Source organism: Pseudomonas fluorescens Q2-87 (assembly GCF_000281895.1).
In the GTDB taxonomy this organism is placed as follows: domain Bacteria; phylum Pseudomonadota; class Gammaproteobacteria; order Pseudomonadales; family Pseudomonadaceae; genus Aquipseudomonas; species Aquipseudomonas fluorescens_S.
In genome coordinates this window covers 2,079,506-2,096,160 of sequence record NZ_CM001558.1, presented here as the reverse complement: position 1 = coordinate 2,096,160, position 16,655 = coordinate 2,079,506, and the positions used below count along the sequence as shown (strand labels likewise).

Below are 16,655 nucleotides of genomic sequence, written 5' to 3'. Positions count from 1 at the left end.
ACCTATCGGAATAGACTCGCCTCCAATGAATATTGAGCGAGGACATCCTGATGGGTTTGTTAGTCGAAGGCCGCTGGCAGGATCAGTGGTATGAAAGCAAGGACGGCACGTTCCAGCGCGAGCAGGCGCAGCGCCGTCACTGGGTCACTGCCGATGGCAGCGCCGGCCCCTCGGGCGACAGCGGTTTTGCCGCCGAAGCCGGGCGCTATCATTTGTATGTGTCCCTGGCCTGCCCCTGGGCCCACCGCACGCTGATCTTTCGCAAGCTCAAAGGCCTGGAAGACCTGATCGATGTCTCGGTGGTCAGCTACCTGATGCTGGAAAACGGCTGGACCTTCGACAAGGCCCACGGCTCCACCGGTGACAAACTCGACGACCTGAGCTTCCTCCATCAACGCTACACCGCCGACACACCGGACTACACCGGGCGCGTCACCGTGCCGGCGCTGTGGGACAACCGCCAGCAGCGCATCGTGAACAATGAGTCGGCGGAAATCATCCGCATGTTCAACAGCGCCTTCAATGGCTTGACCGGCAATCATCTGGACCTGTACCCCGAACACTTGCGCAGCGAGATCGATGCGCTCAATGAGCGGATCTACCCGTCGGTGAACAACGGGGTCTACCGCGCTGGCTTCGCCACGGCCCAAGCCGCCTACGAAGAAGCGTTCGACGGGTTATTCGCCGAACTGGACCGGCTGGAGGCTTTGCTGGATACCCGACGCTACCTCGCCGGCGAATACCTGACCGAAGCCGATATTCGGTTGTTTACCACGATGATCCGCTTCGATGCGGTGTACTTCGGTCACTTCAAATGCAACCTGCGCCGTATCGCCGATTACCCGAACCTGTCGAACTGGCTGCGGGAGCTGTACCAGTGGCCGGGGATTGCCGAGACCGTGGACTTCAAGCACATCCAAGGGCATTACTACGGCAGCCACAAGACCATCAACCCCAACGGGATCGTGCCCAAGGGGCCGGAGCAGGACTTCACCGTTGCCCATGATCGGGAGCGGTTGGAGGGGAAAGGGATTTGGCTTGGGGCCCGGGATTGATCCGGGACCTTTGTTGCAGTTGAGGGCCTCTTCGCGAGCAAGCTCGCTCCCACACTGGATCTCTACAGTGGCCACAAAACCTGTGGGAGCGGGCTTGCTCGCGAAGGGCGCGACACGGTCTCCCTAGATCTGCCCCTGAGCCCCTTCGAACCACGCCAGTTTCTCGCGCAGTTGCACCACTTCCCCGACGATGACCAGGGTCGGCGCATGAACCTCATGCTCGGCCACCAAACGCGGCAAGTCCGCCAGGGTGCCGGTGAAGACCCGCTGGTTGGACGTGGTGCCCTGCTGGATCAATGCCGCTGGCGTGTCCGCCGCGCGGCCGTGTTTGATCAGCTCGTCGCAGATCACCGGCAGCCCCACCAACCCCATGTAGAACACCAGGGTCTGGGCCGGTGACACCAGGTCCGCCCACGGCAAGTCGCTGGTGCCGTCCTTGAGATGGCCGGTGATGAACCGCACCGATTGGGCATGATCGCGATGGGTCAGCGGGATCCCGGCATAGGCCGCGCAACCACTGGCCGCCGTGATGCCTGGGACAACCTGGAACGGGATGCCATGGGCCGCCAATTCCTCGATTTCCTCACCGCCACGACCGAAGATGAATGGGTCACCGCCCTTCAATCGCACCACACGCTTGCCTTGTCGGGCCAGGTCCACCAGTTGCTGGTTGATCTGGTCCTGGGGCACGGCGTGTTCAGAGCGGCGCTTGCCGACGTAGATCCGTTCGGCATCACGCCGGCACAGTTCGAGGATCGCCGGCGCCACCAGGCGGTCGTACAGCACCACGTCGGCCTGCTGCATCAGGCGCAAGGCGCGGAAAGTCAGCAGGTCCGGATCGCCCGGCCCGGCACCGACCAGGTAAACCTCACCTGGCGCGCTCGGCGCCTGACCATCGATTTTCTCCCGCAACAGGCGCTCGGCCTCGGCACCCTGCCCGGCCAGTTGGCGGTCGGCGATGGGGCCCTGGAACACTTCTTCCCAGAATGCCCGGCGTTGCTGCACATCGGGGAACAGGCCTTTGACCTGGCTGCGAAAACGCGCCGCCAGCCCAGCCAGTTGCCCATAAGTCGAAGGAATCCAGGTTTCCAGCTTGGCCCGGATCAGCCGCGCCAGCACCGGCGCATCGCCGCCGCTGGACACCGCGATCACCAGCGGCGAACGGTCGACAATCGCCGGGAAAATCACGCTGCACAAGGCAGGCGCGTCCACCACATTGACCGGCACGCAGCGCCGATGAGCATCGGCGGACACCCGGGCATTGAGCGGTTCGTCGTCAGTGGCGGCAATGATCAGCCCGCAACCGTCCAGGTCTGATTCCTGGTAACCGCGCAGGACACACTCGCCACCGCTGCCACCGACCAGCTCCCGCAGCTGCGGTTCGATCTCGGGTGCAACCACTCGCAGCAAAGCGCCGGCATCGGCCAGCAGGCGAGATTTGCGCAAGGCAATCTCACCGCCGCCAACCACCAGCACGCGGCTGCCGCGCAGGTTGTGGAACAGTGGCAAGTAATCCATTTAACCGATGACCTCGATGCCGCCCATGTACGGTTTCAGCACGTCGGGCACACGGATCGAACCGTCGGCCTGCTGATAGTTTTCCAGCACCGCCACCAGGGTGCGACCCACCGCCAGGCCGGAGCCGTTGAGGGTGTGGACCAGTTCCGGCTTGCCGGTTTCCGGGTTGCGGAAACGCGCCTGCATGCGCCGGGCCTGGAAATCGCCACAGTTGGAGCACGAGGATATTTCGCGGTACTTGTCCTGGCTCGGAATCCAGACTTCCAGGTCGTAGGTCTTGACCGCGCTGAAGCCCATATCACCGGTGCACAGGGCCAGGGTGCGGTAAGGCAGCTCCAGCAGCTGCAGGACCTTCTCGGCGTTGGCGGTCAGGCCTTCCAGCGCTTCCATGGACTTCGAAGGCTCGACGATCTGCACCATCTCGACCTTGTCGAACTGGTGCTGGCGGATCATGCCCCGGGTGTCACGGCCCGACGCCCCGGCTTCACTGCGAAAGCACGGCGTATGGGCAACGAACTTGATCGGCAGTTGCTTGGCGTCGACGATTTCGCCGGCCACGATGTTGGTCAGCGAGACTTCGGCAGTCGGAATCAGGTACAGGTCGGCTTCGCCGTCGCGGCTGATCTTGAACAGGTCTTCCTCGAACTTCGGCAACTGGCCGGTGCCTTGCAGCGCCGGCGCCTGGACCAGGTACGGGGTGTAGGCTTCTTCGTAGCCGTGCTCGGTGACGTGCAGGTTGATCATGAACTGCGCCAGGGCGCGATGCAGGCGCGCAATCGGCCCGCGCAACAAGGCGAAACGGGCGCCCGACAGCTTCGCGGCGGTTTCGAAATCCAGCCAGCCGAACTTCTCGCCCAGGGCGACGTGGTCCTGTACGGCAAAATCGAAGGCTTTCGGCGTGCCCCAGCGGCGCACTTCGACGTTGCCGTCTTCGTCTTCACCGATCGGCACCGATTCGTGAGGCAGGTTCGGGATGCCCAGCAGGATCGAATCCAGCTCGGTCTGGATCGCGTCCAGTTCAACCTTGCCGGCGCTCAATTCGCCCGCCATGCGCTCGACGTCCGCCATCAACGGAGCAATGTCTTCGCCGCGCTGCTTGGCCTGACCGATGGATTTGGAGCGCGCGTTACGTTCAGCCTGCAGGGCTTCGGTGCGGGTCTGGACGGTCTTGCGCTGTTCTTCCAGCGCTTCGATACGCGCAACGTCCAGGGCATAGCCACGGGATGCCAGGCGGTCCGCTACGTCCTGAAGGTTGCTACGTAACAGTTTGGAATCGAGCATGTCGGTCTCTCGTTATCAAAGTTTGGTCAGGGACAGGCCGGCCCAGGTAGCAAGCAGCCCGCCGAATACGCTGATGGCCGCATAGCCCAGGGCCAGCGGCACCTGCCCGCTTTCCAGCAGACGCACCGTATCCAGTGAAAAGGATGAAAAAGTCGTCAGGCCGCCGAGAAAGCCGACCATCAGCCCGGCGCGCACTTCAATGGGCACTTCCGGGCGAATCAAAAACAGACCGTATAGAACGCCGATCAGCAGACAGCCCACGATATTAACGGCCAGCGTCGCGGTATAGAAGTGGCGGGGCCAATTTGCATTGATCCAGTTGCCAGCCGCAAAGCGCAATAACGTGCCGGCAATACCGCCGGCGGACACCGCAACGATCAAGGGGATCAAGGCTTTCTCCGCTGCCGTGGACTCAAGCGGTCCAGTTGCGCCAGGTGGTTGAGTTTCTCGCCAATCTTCAGCTCCAGGCCACGGGGCACCGGCTGATAGAACCGTTGGGGCTCGAGCTCATCGGGAAAATAGTCTTCACCGGCGGCATAGGCGTCCGGCTCATCGTGGGCATAACGGTACTCGTCGCCATAACCCAATTGCTTCATGAGCTTGGTCGGCGCGTTGCGCAGGTGCAACGGCACTTCGAGGGAGCCATGCTCGGTGGCGCTGCGCATCGCGGCCTTGAAGCCCATGTACACCGCGTTGCTTTTTGGCGCACAGGCCAGGTAAGTGATGGCCTGAGCCACGGCGAGCTCACCTTCCGGGCTGCCGAGGCGTTCCTGCACGTCCCAGGCCGCCAGGCACAGGCTCAGGGCGCGCGGGTCGGCATTGCCGATGTCTTCGCTGGCCATGCGCACCACGCGCCGCGCCAGGTACAGCGGATCGCAACCGCCATCGATCATGCGCGCAAACCAGTACAAGGCACCGTCGGGGTTGGAGCCGCGCACGGATTTGTGCAGCGCCGAGATCTGGTCGTAGAACGCCTCGCCGCCCTTGTCAAAGCGCCGGCGGGTATCCCCGAGCAGGCTCTGCAACAGCTCGACGCCGATTTCGCTGTCGTCTTCGGCCAGGTCCGAGGCGTTCTCCAGCAGGTTGAGCAAGCGCCGGCCGTCACCATCGGCGGCGGAAAACAGAATCTGGAACCCTTCGTCGCTGAGGCTCAGCTGACGCTTTCCCAGGCCGCGCTCTTCGGTCAGCGCCCGATGCACCAGCTTGCGCATCGCCGCCTCGTCGAGGCTTTTGAGCACATAGACCCGCGCCCGGGACAGCAAGGCGTTGTTGAGTTCGAACGATGGGTTTTCGGTGGTCGCACCGATGAAAATCAGCGTACCGTCTTCCACGTAGGGCAGGAACGCGTCCTGCTGGGACTTGTTGAAGCGGTGCACTTCGTCGACGAACAGGATGGTGCGCTTGCCGTACTGCCCGGCCTGCTGCTTGGCGACTTCCACTGCCTGGCGGATTTCCTTGACCCCGGCCAGCACCGCCGAAACCGTTTCGAAATGGGCGTCCGAGACTTCTGCAAGCAATCGCGCCAGGGTGGTCTTGCCCACGCCCGGCGGGCCCCAGAAGATCATCGAATGCAGTGCGCCCTGCTCCAAGGCTTCGCGCAGAGGCTTGCCGCGAGCGAGCACATGCTCTTGGCCGACGTACTCATCCAGGTTGGTCGCGCGCAGACGGGCGGCCAGTGGCTGGGCAATCGGGGCGCTTCGAAACAGGTCCATCACTGCTTATGCAACCTCAACTTGACCCTTGTCGGAGCGGGCTTGCTCGCGAATGCGGTATTGCATTGAACGTCAGTGTTGACTGATCCGCCGCCTTCGCGAGCAAGCCCGCTCCCACAGGGGTGGGCTGTGTATTTATTCCTGGATCACATCGGCACCCTTGGGGATGTCGAACTTGAACTTGGACGCGGCGATCGGCTCGTTGGCCTTGACCCCGGTGAACAGGATGTTGGTGCGCTGGCCGACGCTGTCGATCAGTTGCATGTCATTGACCAGGCCGTTGCGGAACGACAGGCGCAGGTTGTCGAACAGGCTGTCCTTGGTCTTGGGCTTGAGGGTGAAATCAATCACGCCGCCCGCTTCCTTGGCGCTGATGTCGAAGCTCTGGCTGATCTTGGAAATATCACCGGACAGCAGCAATGCCGGGGTCTGGGTCAGGCGCTGGTCGAGGGTCTTGATGGTGACCTGCTCCAGGTCCGGGTCCCACAGGGAGACTTTCTTGCCATCGGACACCATCAGTTGTTCGGCCGGTGCGTCGGTGTGCCAGTAGAACAAACCCGGACGCTGCAAGGCCATGTCGCCGGCGGTTTCCTGCAACTGGGTGCCGCTGCCATCGAGGGTCAGTTGGGAGAAGCGTGCGGTCAGGGTCTGGGAGCGCTCCAGCAACTGGGTCAGGCGAGCCACGTCCTTTTCATCAGCGTGGGCCGACAAGGTGGTCAGGGCCAGTACGGGCAACAGCAACATGCGAATCAGGCGCATGGGAGTCCTCATGAAGTCGTGGGGGTCGGGCGGCTTGTCACCAGGCCGCCCAGGTCGTTAGTCGCGCATCGGGCCCGGCGCCAGTACTTCGCGCGAGCCGTTGGTGTTCATGGCCGTCACGACCCCGGCCATTTCCATGGCCTCGATCATGCGTGCGGCGCGGTTGTAGCCGATCTTCAGCTTGCGCTGAACGGCGGAAATCGAGGCCCGGCGGCTTTCCAGGACGAACTGCACCGCTTCGTCATAAAGCGCATCGGTTTCGGCATCGTCATCACCGCCGCCACTGCTGCCCTCGAATCCGCTGCCGGCTTCTTCGACGCCGTTGAGGATATCGTCGTTGTATTCCGGCGCACCGCGCAGTTTCCAGGCTTCCACCACGCGGTGCACTTCGTCGTCGGAAACGAACGCGCCGTGGACGCGGATCGGCAGGCTGGTGCCCGGCGGCATATAGAGCATGTCACCGTGGCCCAGCAGTTGCTCGGCGCCGCCCTGGTCGATGATGGTCCGCGAGTCGATCTTGCTCGACACCTGGAACGCCATGCGGGTCGGAATGTTGGCCTTGATCAAGCCGGTGATCACGTCCACCGACGGCCGCTGTGTCGCGAGAATCAAGTGGATACCCGCCGCACGGGCCTTCTGGGCGATACGGGCGATCAGTTCCTCGACCTTCTTGCCGACGATCATCATCATGTCGGCGAATTCGTCCACCACCACGACGATGGTCGGCAGCTTATGCAGCAGCGGCGCTTCGTCGTGGATGTTTTCGCGGTGGTACAGCGGGTCGCTCAATGGCGTACCGGCCTCTTCGGCCTCCTTGACCTTGGCGTTGAAGCCCGAGAGGTTACGCACGCCCATCTTCGCCATCAGCTTGTAGCGGCGCTCCATCTCGGCAACGCTCCAGCGCAAGGCGTTGGCGGCGTCCTTCATGTCGGTGACCACCGGGCACAGCAGGTGCGGAATGCCTTCGTAGATCGACAACTCAAGCATTTTCGGGTCGATCATGATCAGCTTGGCGTCTTCCGGGCCAGACTTGAACAGGATCGACAGGATCATCGCGTTCACGCCCACCGACTTACCGGAACCGGTGGTACCGGCCACCAGCAGGTGCGGCATTTTCGCCAGGTCGGTGATGACCGGCTTGCCGCCGATGTCGTGGCCCAGGGCCAAGGTGACCGGCGACTTGTGGTTGTCGTACTCAGGCGTCGACAGCACTTCGGAAAAGCGCACGATCTGCCGGTCTTCGTTGGGGATCTCGATGCCCACGGTGGTCTTGCCGGGAATCACTTCCACCACCCGCACGCTGGTCACCGCGAGGGAGCGCGCCAGGTCCTTGGCCAGGTTGGCGATACGACTGACCTTCACGCCCGCGGCCGGCTGGATTTCATAACGGGTGATGACCGGGCCCGGATGGATCGAATCCACCGAGACTTCGACGCCGAATTCCTTGAGCTTGATCTCCAGCAAATGGCCGACGGCCGCCAGGGATTCGGGGGAATAATTGAGCTGTTTCTTTTCCGCAGGGTCCAGGATCGAGATCGGCGGCAAGGTGCCTTCCACCGCGCTGTCGACGAACAACGGCGCCTGCTTCTCTTTCTGCACGCGCTTGCTCTGCTCCGGCGCCTTGGCCGGGGCCATGGTGATGACCGGCGGCACCTGTTTCTCGCGGTCGGACATGTGCTTGCTCAGCGCCTGCTCACGCTCGATCAGGCGTTCCTTGACCTTGGCCTGCTCGCGTTTGTCCGGCACCGTCGGGGCCACTACGTCGTGGACCCGGTCGTCGACTTCACGCAGTTGCGCCACCAATTGCTTGCGCTCGGTGCGCGCCGCCCACCATCGGTTCATCGCGCCCTGGATCAGTTCAATGAGGTCGAGGGTGATCTTGCCGGTGACGTCCATGACCTTGAACCAGGACAGGTCGGTGAACACCGTCAGGCCGAACAGGAACAAAGCGATGAACAGCAGTGTACTGCCCTGGATGTTCAGGGCATTTTTCGCCAGGTCGCCAAGGCTTTCGCCCAACGCCCCGCCCGCCCCGGCCGGCAGACCGGTTGGCGCGTGAAAATGAATATGGGCCAGCGCGGCCCCCGACAGTACCAGGAAGACCAGGCCGATCAGGCGCCAGGAGAACAGCCAGCCGCTCCATTGCCACGGCTCGTGGCGCTGGCGGAAGATCTGGTAGGCCTTGATCGCCAGCAGCAGCGGAAAGATATAGGCGAAATAGCCCAGCACCATGAACAGGATGTCGGCGCTGTAGGAGCCGGCCGGGCCGCCAAAGTTCTGCACGTCGTCGATCTTGCTGTTGTGGCTCCAGCCCGGATCGTCCTTGCCGTAGGTCAGCAAGGCCATCATCAGGAACAGGCACAAGGCACCGATGGCGATCAATGCACCTTCCTTGAGCCGGTAGTGCAACTGCTGGCGCCAGAGCGGAACGACTGTTTTGGGTGCTGCGGTGGATTTCTTCAAAACGCTTCTTTTCCTGCGCCAACGGCGCGTCCATCTGTTGAATGACTATAAAAAACTGCCCATGACGAGCAGGTAAAAAAGTGAATGTGCACAACCGGTACTACTTTTACCACTGTGACGTGCATCCAGAAAACCGCAGGCGTTGCCAAAGATTTTGATCTTTTGCCCGTCCTGCGTTCAAAACTCAAGCATTGTACGGGTTTGCCGGGCCCAAGGCATCGCCCGCACGCTGGGTGACAGCCTAGCCAGAAACGGGTTGCACGGGCGCCAATTTGAGCATGCATTCTCTTTTGTGACAAAGGCTTATGAGGTGTTTTTATGAGCGAAGCGAAGCATTCACGCCTGATCATTCTCGGTTCCGGCCCTGCGGGGTACAGCGCGGCTGTCTATGCCGCCCGCGCCAACCTCAAACCCGTTGTCATTACCGGCCTGCAGGCCGGTGGCCAGCTCACCACCACGGTGGAAGTCGATAATTGGCCCGGCGATGTCGAAGGCCTGACCGGCCCGGTGCTCATGGAGCGCATGCAGCGGCACGCCGAGCGTTTCGACACGCAGATCGTCTACGACCATATCCACACCGCCAAGTTGCAGCAGCGCCCGTTCGAACTGACCGGGGACAGCGGCACCTACACCTGCGACGCACTGATCATCGCCACCGGCGCCTCGGCCCAATACCTGGGCCTGCCGTCGGAGGAGACCTTCGCCGGCAAAGGCGTTTCCGCCTGTGCGACCTGCGATGGTTTCTTCTATCGCAACCAGGTAGTGGCCGTGGTCGGCGGCGGTAACACCGCCGTCGAGGAAGCCCTGTATTTGTCGAACATCGCCAGGGAGGTGCACCTGATCCACCGTCGCGACAAGCTGCGCTCGGAGAAGATATTGCAGGACAAGCTCTTCGAGAAGGCCACCAATGGCAACATCAAGCTGCACTGGAACCAGAACCTGGATGAGGTGCTGGGCGATGCCAGTGGCGTGACGGCCGCGCGCCTGCGCCATAGCGAGACTGGCGAAACCAGCACGTTGTCCCTGGCCGGGGTGTTCATTGCCATCGGCCACAAACCCAACACCGAGCTGTTCCAGGGCCAACTGAAGATGCGCGACGGTTATCTGCTGGTGCGCGGCGGCAGCGAGGGCAACGTCACCGCGACCGACATAGAGGGCGTATTCGCGGCCGGCGATGTGGCCGATCACGTGTATCGACAGGCCATTACCTCCGCCGGCGCCGGCTGCATGGCCGCGCTCGACGCCGAAAAGTATCTCGATGACATCCCGGCCGTTTGACGGTTAACCTCTAGGCGGGCTTTCGCTTGCGAGCTGAGCCTGCCGCCCTCCCCTTCTGCAAGCCGGATAACGATGCTGACCTGGTTACAACGCAATACTTTCGATTTTCCACCACTGGCAAAAGCCATGCGCGACCCCAACGGTTTGCTGGCCGCCGGCGGCGATCTGTCCGCCGACAGGCTGATCCAAGCCTATCGCCACGGCTGCTTCCCATGGTTTTCCGAAGGCCAACCCATCTTGTGGTGGTCGCCCGACCCGCGCACGGTCTTGTTTCCCGACGAATTGCATGTATCGCGCAGCCTGGGCAAACTGCTGCGCAAGCAGCGCTATGACGTGACGTTCGATCAGGATTTTGCCGCCGTCATCAAGGCCTGCGCAGCACCGCGAGACTATGCCGAAGGCACCTGGATCACCGAGGCCATGCAAACCGCCTATCTGGAACTGCACCGCCGTGGCTTCGCTCATTCGGTGGAAGTCTGGGACCAGGGAACGCTGGTCGGGGGCCTGTACGGCCTGGCCATGGGGCAGCTGTTTTTTGGCGAGTCCATGTTCAGCCGAGCCGACAATGCGTCGAAATTCGGCTTCGCAATCCTGGTCCAACACCTCAAGGCAGCCGGTTTTGTGCTGATCGATTGCCAGATGCCCACCGAACACTTGCTCAGCCTGGGCGCCCGGTCGATCCCGCGCACGACGTTCGCCGATTACCTCAAGGCGCACCTGGACCAGCCCAACCATGCAACCTGGGTTTGCTGAGCGACATCCGCACTCCTGGCTTACAATTAGATTTAAAGCTTATCCGAGGGTTGATCATGACCGAGTTGGCGCGTTTGAAGTTTTATGCCACTCAACCCCACTCTTGCAGCTACCTGCCAGAGGAGCAGGCCACGACGCTGTTCCTCGACCCTAGCCAGCCCATGGACGTGCATGTCTACGCAGACCTGTCGGAAATGGGCTTTCGTCGCAGTGGCGATCATCTCTACCGGCCTCATTGCCAGCATTGCAATGCGTGCGTTCCGGCACGTATTCCCGTGGCCGAGTTCATGCCCAATCGCCAGCAGAAGCGTATTTTCAAGCGCAACGCCGATGTCCAGGTCCGACCGGCCAAGCCGCAGTTCAGCGAGGAATACTTCGATCTTTATCAACGCTACATCGAGCAACGTCATGCCGACGGCGACATGTACCCGCCCAGCCGTGACCAGTTCTCGACGTTTCTGGTACGCGACCTGCCATTTTCCCGCTTTTATGAGTTCCGCCTCCAGGGACGGCTGCTGGCCATTGCCGTCACGGACCTGCTGCCCAATGGGCTTTCGGCGGTGTATACCTTCTACGAGCCGGAGGAGGAACGGCGCAGCCTGGGGCGTTTCGCGATCCTTTGGCAAATCAACGAATGCCGGCGCCTGGGGCTCGAAGCGGTCTACCTGGGCTACTGGATCAAGAACTGCAAAAAAATGAACTACAAGACGCAATATCGGCCCATTGAACTGCTGATTAACCAGCGCTGGGTTGTCCTTAGTTAGAACCCCTTGGCTTAAACCCCCTTTTTCGGGCACAATGCACGCCGCTTTTGCCTGGCGCAGTTGCACCGGGCCATTCACTGGATACCGAGGGCTTTACTGCATGTCGAAAGAAGACAGCTTCGAAATGGAAGGCACTGTCGTCGACACCCTGCCCAACACCATGTTTCGTGTGGAGTTGGAAAATGGGCACGTCGTAACCGCGCATATCTCCGGCAAGATGCGCAAGAACTACATTCGTATTCTTACCGGCGACAAAGTGCGCGTCGAGCTGACGCCCTATGACTTGAGCAAAGGGCGTATCACTTACCGCGCTCGCTAACAGGTCAATACAAAACGCCCGGCTGATGTCGGGCGTTTTTGTTTGTCCGCGATTTGCCTTCCACCCTGCGGCCTCGTGTGGGAGCGGGCTTGCTCGCGAATGCGGCTGCACATTCAGCATCATTGCACGCTGATCCACCGCATTCGCGAGCAAGCCCGCTCCCAAAGGACTCTACGGGGGGTAAAGACAGCAAAAAGGCGCCTTTCGGCGCCTTTTGCTTTTGTTACAGGTAACGATCAGGCCATTTCGGCCGTGGTTTCGAAGTCGAAGGTCAGCTCGCCATCCTTGATGTCGATGTGAACCACACCGCCATGCTCGGCCAGTTCGCCAAAGAGGATTTCCTCGGCCAGCGGACGCTTGATCTTGTCCTGGATCAGGCGAGCCATTGGTCGTGCCCCCATCGTCACATCGTAACCACCCTCTGCCAGCCAGCTGCGGGCCGCGTCGGTGACTTCCAGCAATACACGCTTGTCTTCCAGTTGCGCCTGAAGTTCGGTAAGGAACTTGTCCACCACGCTCTTGATGACTTCATGGCTGAGGCGACCGAACTGGATAATGGTATCCAGGCGATTGCGGAACTCAGGCGTGAAGCTCTTCTTGATCACTTCCATCGCATCGGACGAGTGGTCCTGATGGGTGAAACCGATCGAAGCGCGAGCGGCGGTTTCGGCACCGGCGTTCGTGGTCATGATGACAATCACGTTGCGGAAATCCGCTTTGCGCCCGTTGTTATCGGTCAGCGTACCGTGGTCCATGACCTGCAGGAGCAGGTTGAAAACTTCCGGATGCGCCTTCTCGATTTCGTCGAGCAACAATACGCAGTGAGGCTGCTTGGTGATGGCTTCGGTCAGCAGGCCGCCCTGGTCGAAACCGACATAGCCCGGCGGTGCACCGATCAGACGCGATACGGTGTGGCGCTCCATGTACTCGGACATGTCGAAGCGAACCAGCTCGATCCCCATCGCCTTGGCCAACTGCCGTGCCGCCTCGGTCTTGCCGACACCGGTGGGCCCTGCGAACAGGAAAGAACCGACAGGCTTGTCCGGCGACTTGAGGCCGGCGCGGGACAGCTTGATGGCGGTCGACAGCGAGTCGATGGCCGCATCCTGGCCAAACACCGTCAGCTTCAGGTCACGCTCCAGGTTACGCAGCAGCTCCTTATCGGAACTGGTGACGTGCTTAGGCGGAATCCGTGCGATTTTCGCCACGATATCCTCGACCTGAGGCACTTCGATGCGCTTGACGCGCTTCTCCATTGGTTGCAAGCGCTGATAGGCACCCGCCTCGTCGATGACGTCGATGGCCTTGTCGGGCATGTGCCGGTCATTGATGTAGCGCGAGGCCAGCTCGGCCGCCGCGCGCAGGGCTTCATCGCTGTATTCGATGTTGTGGTGCAACTCGAACCGCCCTTTCAGGCCGCGCAGGATACCGATGGTGTCTTCCACCGAAGGCTCCGACACATCGACCTTCTGGAAGCGTCGGGCCAAGGCACGATCCTTCTCGAAGATGCCGCGAAATTCCTGGAACGTGGTCGAACCGATGCAGCGGATATCACCCGACGACAGCAGTGGCTTGAGCAGGTTGGAAGCATCCATGACCCCACCCGACGCAGCCCCGGCACCGATAATGGTGTGGATTTCGTCGATGAACAGGATCGCCTGTGGACGTTTTTTCAATTCGCCGAGCAACGCCTTGAAGCGCTTCTCGAAATCGCCGCGGTATTTGGTACCGGCCAGCAAGGCACCCAGGTCGAGGGAATACACCACGCTATTGGCCAGCAGGTCCGGCACCTGATTGTCGACGATGCGCTTGGCCAGGCCTTCGGCAATCGCGGTCTTGCCCACGCCTGCCTCGCCCACCAGCAACGGGTTGTTCTTGCGACGCCGGGCCAGGATCTGGGCAACACGCTCGACTTCCGCCTCGCGCCCGACCAGCGGATCGATACGACCCTGGCGCGCCAGTTCGTTCAGGTTGCTGGCATAGGCATCCAACGGATTGCCTGAAGAAGAAGACTCACCGCCCTCGTCATCCTGCATATCCTGCTCACCCTCTGAGTGATCGCCGTGCCCTGGAACCTTGGAGATACCGTGGGCGATGTAATTGACGACATCGATGCGCGCAACGCTCTGCTGCTTGAGCAGGAAAACCGCCTGGCTTTCCTGTTCGCTGAAAATGGCAACCAGTACGTTGGCCCCGGTGACCTCACGCTTGCCCGAGCTCTGCACATGAAAGACAGCACGTTGCAGGACACGCTGGAAGCCCAGGGTTGGCTGGGTTTCGCGATCCTCGTCATGAACGGGAATCAATGGCGTGGTGGAGTCGATGAACTCCTGCAAATCATGCTTGAGTTTATCGAGGTTCGCGCCGCAGGCACGCAAAACGGTGGCGGCAGCCTCGTTATCCAATAGGGCCAGCAGCAGGTGCTCGACGGTCATGAATTCATGACGCTTCGAACGAGCCTCCTTGAAGGCAAGATTGAGGGTGACTTCGAGCTCGCGGTTTAACATAGCTTCACCTCATACCCAAGTGGTCGGCGTTAACCGTCCTTCTCGATTTCACAGAGTAGCGGATGCTGGCTTTCCCGGGCGTACTGGTTGACCTGCATGGCCTTTGTCTCGGCGATGTCGCGGGTAAACACTCCACATACTGCCCGTCCCTCTGTATGGACGGCCAGCATGACCTTGGTCGCCAGCTCGCGATTCAGGTTAAAAAACACCTCGAGCACTTCGACGACGAAATCCATCGGTGTGTAGTCATCGTTGAACAAAACCACCTTGTACATCGGTGGCGCCTGTAATGCGGGCTTTGCTTCCTGAACAGCAATGCCTGCGGAATCGTCGTCGTGTAGATCCGGGCGATCCTGATTGAATGTTAGTCGAATCTGGCTGACTGCATGCATGGAAAGAAAGGTTCGTTTAGTTGGCGAATACAGTGATGGGGGCGCTTTCGGGTGATTTCAACCACGACCACCTGGCCGCCTTGACTATCGGGAAAACGGTGTTACAACCAATAGAGCCCATCGTGGGTTAAAAAGGTCCGTGGAATCTATCCTGTATTCAAGATTAGCCTGCGGATGGACTGGATGATACTCCAGTGATGGAGTGCGTTGCAGAGGGATATGGTTTATGTCGGTCGTCAAGATGAATGGCAAGGTGAAATGGTTCAACAACGCCAAGGGCTACGGTTTCATTATCGCAGCCGGCAGGGATGATGAAGACCTTTTCGCCCATTACTCGGCAATCAACATGGATGGCTACAAGACGCTGAAGGCTGGACAACCGGTGACGTTCGACGTCATCCAGGGTCCCAAAGGCCTGCACGCGATCAACATCAGCAGCGTGACCGCCGAAGCAACGCCTGCCCCTGCCAGCGCCAGGGTCACCGAACCCCATTGACCGGCCGTCGCAGCCCGGACAAATGAAAATGCCCGGCTCGATCACTCGAGCCGGGCATTGTGTCGAGCGTCGATCCGCTTACATGTGCGAGATCATCGCATCGCCGAAGCCCGAGGACGAAACCAGTTTGGCACCGTCCATCAGGCGTTCGAAGTCATAGGTCACGGTCTTGGCCGAAATCGCGCCGTTGGTGCCCTTGATGATCAGGTCGGCCGCTTCGGTCCAGCCCATGTGACGCAGCATCATCTCCGCCGAGAGGATCAGCGATCCCGGGTTGACCTGGTCCTTGCCGGCATACTTGGGCGCGGTACCGTGGGTGGCTTCGAACATCGCCACGGTGTCGGACAGGTTCGCACCCGGCGCAATACCGATCCCCCCCACTTCCGCCGCCAGGGCGTCGGAAAGGTAGTCGCCGTTGAGGTTCAGGGTGGCGATCACATCATATTCGGCTGGACGCAGCAGGATCTGCTGGAGCATGGCGTCGGCAATGGCATCCTTGACGATGACGTTCTTGCCGGTCTTGGGGTTCTTGAACTGCATCCAAGGTCCGCCGTCGAGCAGGGTCGCGCCGAATTCCTCGGCCGCCACTTCATAGGCCCATTCCTTGAAGGCACCTTCGGTGAACTTCATGATGTTGCCTTTGTGCACGATGGTCAGCGAATCGCGATCGTTGTCGACGACATACTGCAAGGCCTTGCGCGCCAGGCGCTTGGTGCCCTGCTTGGAAACCGGCTTCACGCCGATACCGCAGTCCTGGTCGAAACGGATCTTGGTGACGCCCATTTCTTCTTTAAGGAACTTGATGACCTTGGTCGCTTCAGGCGAACCGGCCTTCCACTCGATACCGGCATAGATGTCTTCGGAGTTCTCGCGAAAGATGGTCATGTCCACGTCGCCAGGCTTCTTGACCGGGCTCGGAACGCCTTCGAACCAACGCACCGGACGCAGGCACACGTACAGGTCCAGTTGCTGGCGCAGGGCCACGTTCAGCGAACGGATACCGCCACCGACAGGGGTGGTCAGCGGGCCCTTGATGGAAACCACGTAGTCCTTGACCGCGTCCAGGGTTTCCTGGGGCAACCAGGTGTCCTGGTCGTAGACCTGGGTGGCTTTTTCACCGGCGTAGACTTCCATCCAGGAAATCTTGCGCTTGCCGCCATAGGCCTTCTGCACCGCAGCGTCCACAACCTTGATCATGACCGGACTGATATCGACGCCAATGCCGTCGCCTTCGATGAAGGGGATGATCGGGTTGTCGGGAACATTAAGAGAATGGTCTGCATTGACGGTGATTTTGTCACCGACGGCTGGAACCTGAATCTTTTGATACCCCATGCTGAACTCCATTGCTTGGATTG

General features: G+C 60.8%; 15 protein-coding genes. 6 read left to right on the top strand and 9 right to left on the bottom strand.

Annotated elements, in window-relative coordinates:
- Nucleotides 1–50: 50 nt before the first annotated feature.
- Entirely contained in the window at nt 51–1,055 is a 1,005-nt protein-coding gene (locus tag PFLQ2_RS18185) for a glutathione S-transferase family protein (protein WP_003180121.1), read from the top strand.
- 123 nt (nt 1,056–1,178) lie between these two features.
- Here PFLQ2_RS18185 and cysG read toward each other — a convergent pair whose 3' ends face one another.
- The 6 genes from cysG to PFLQ2_RS18215 all read right to left on the bottom strand — a co-directional run bounded on the left by cysG (nt 1,179) and on the right by PFLQ2_RS18215 (nt 8,788).
- The gene (gene cysG / locus PFLQ2_RS18190; RefSeq protein ID WP_003180114.1) at nt 1,179–2,573 is read right to left on the bottom strand and encodes a siroheme synthase CysG; all 1,395 of its coding nucleotides are present in this window, start codon (nt 2,571–2,573) and stop codon (nt 1,179–1,181) included.
- Nucleotides 2,574–3,854 (bottom strand): serine--tRNA ligase, encoded by a 1,281-nt coding sequence (serS, locus tag PFLQ2_RS18195; RefSeq protein WP_003180110.1) that lies wholly within the window; start codon nt 3,852–3,854, stop codon nt 2,574–2,576.
- Between the two features lie 15 nt (nt 3,855–3,869).
- A complete protein-coding gene (crcB, locus tag PFLQ2_RS18200) occupies nt 3,870–4,244 on the bottom strand; it encodes a fluoride efflux transporter CrcB (RefSeq protein WP_003180108.1) in 375 nt (124 codons plus the stop codon).
- Nucleotides 4,241–5,566: a replication-associated recombination protein A gene (locus PFLQ2_RS18205; RefSeq protein ID WP_003180107.1), complete on the bottom strand. Its 1,326-nt coding sequence runs from the start codon at nt 5,564–5,566 to the stop codon at nt 4,241–4,243. Before PFLQ2_RS18205 ends, crcB begins: the two co-directional genes overlap by 4 nt.
- 135 nt (nt 5,567–5,701) lie before the next feature.
- Complete coding sequence (lolA, locus tag PFLQ2_RS18210) at nt 5,702–6,325, bottom strand: outer membrane lipoprotein chaperone LolA (RefSeq protein ID WP_003180104.1); 624 nt, start codon at nt 6,323–6,325, stop codon at nt 5,702–5,704.
- Nucleotides 6,326–6,382: 57 nt separating this feature from the next.
- Nucleotides 6,383–8,788: a DNA translocase FtsK gene (locus tag PFLQ2_RS18215; protein ID WP_003180100.1), complete on the bottom strand. Its 2,406-nt coding sequence runs from the start codon at nt 8,786–8,788 to the stop codon at nt 6,383–6,385.
- Nucleotides 8,789–9,106: 318 nt separating this feature from the next.
- Between PFLQ2_RS18215 and trxB the strand changes: the two genes are divergently transcribed.
- The 4 genes from trxB to infA all read left to right on the top strand — a co-directional run bounded on the left by trxB (nt 9,107) and on the right by infA (nt 11,902).
- Complete coding sequence (gene trxB / locus PFLQ2_RS18220) at nt 9,107–10,066, top strand: thioredoxin-disulfide reductase (protein ID WP_003180098.1); 960 nt, start codon at nt 9,107–9,109, stop codon at nt 10,064–10,066.
- A 72-nt stretch (nt 10,067–10,138) separates the two neighbouring features.
- Complete coding sequence (gene aat / locus PFLQ2_RS18225) at nt 10,139–10,819, top strand: leucyl/phenylalanyl-tRNA--protein transferase (RefSeq protein ID WP_003180096.1); 681 nt, start codon at nt 10,139–10,141, stop codon at nt 10,817–10,819.
- 56 nt (nt 10,820–10,875) lie between these two features.
- Nucleotides 10,876–11,583, top strand: coding sequence for an arginyltransferase (locus PFLQ2_RS18230; RefSeq protein WP_003180093.1), 708 nt, complete (start codon nt 10,876–10,878; stop codon nt 11,581–11,583).
- A 100-nt stretch (nt 11,584–11,683) separates the two neighbouring features.
- Nucleotides 11,684–11,902 (top strand): translation initiation factor IF-1, encoded by a 219-nt coding sequence (infA, locus tag PFLQ2_RS18235; RefSeq protein WP_002553999.1) that lies wholly within the window; start codon nt 11,684–11,686, stop codon nt 11,900–11,902.
- Between the two features lie 236 nt (nt 11,903–12,138).
- Here the strand turns inward: infA and clpA are convergent, their stop codons facing one another.
- Both clpA and clpS read right to left on the bottom strand, forming a co-directional pair.
- Nucleotides 12,139–14,409, bottom strand: coding sequence for an ATP-dependent Clp protease ATP-binding subunit ClpA (gene clpA / locus PFLQ2_RS18240; protein WP_003180090.1), 2,271 nt, complete (start codon nt 14,407–14,409; stop codon nt 12,139–12,141).
- 29 nt (nt 14,410–14,438) lie between these two features.
- A complete protein-coding gene (clpS, locus tag PFLQ2_RS18245) occupies nt 14,439–14,801 on the bottom strand; it encodes an ATP-dependent Clp protease adapter ClpS (protein ID WP_003180089.1) in 363 nt (120 codons plus the stop codon).
- Nucleotides 14,802–15,027: 226 nt separating this feature from the next.
- On the opposite strand from clpS, the gene cspD reads away from it, so the two are divergent.
- Nucleotides 15,028–15,297: a cold shock domain-containing protein CspD gene (gene cspD, locus PFLQ2_RS18250; protein WP_003180087.1), complete on the top strand. Its 270-nt coding sequence runs from the start codon at nt 15,028–15,030 to the stop codon at nt 15,295–15,297.
- 78 nt (nt 15,298–15,375) lie between these two features.
- On the opposite strand, the gene icd is transcribed toward cspD, so the two are convergent.
- A complete protein-coding gene (gene icd / locus PFLQ2_RS18255) occupies nt 15,376–16,632 on the bottom strand; it encodes an NADP-dependent isocitrate dehydrogenase (protein WP_003180085.1) in 1,257 nt (418 codons plus the stop codon).
- Nucleotides 16,633–16,655 lie beyond the last annotated feature (23 nt).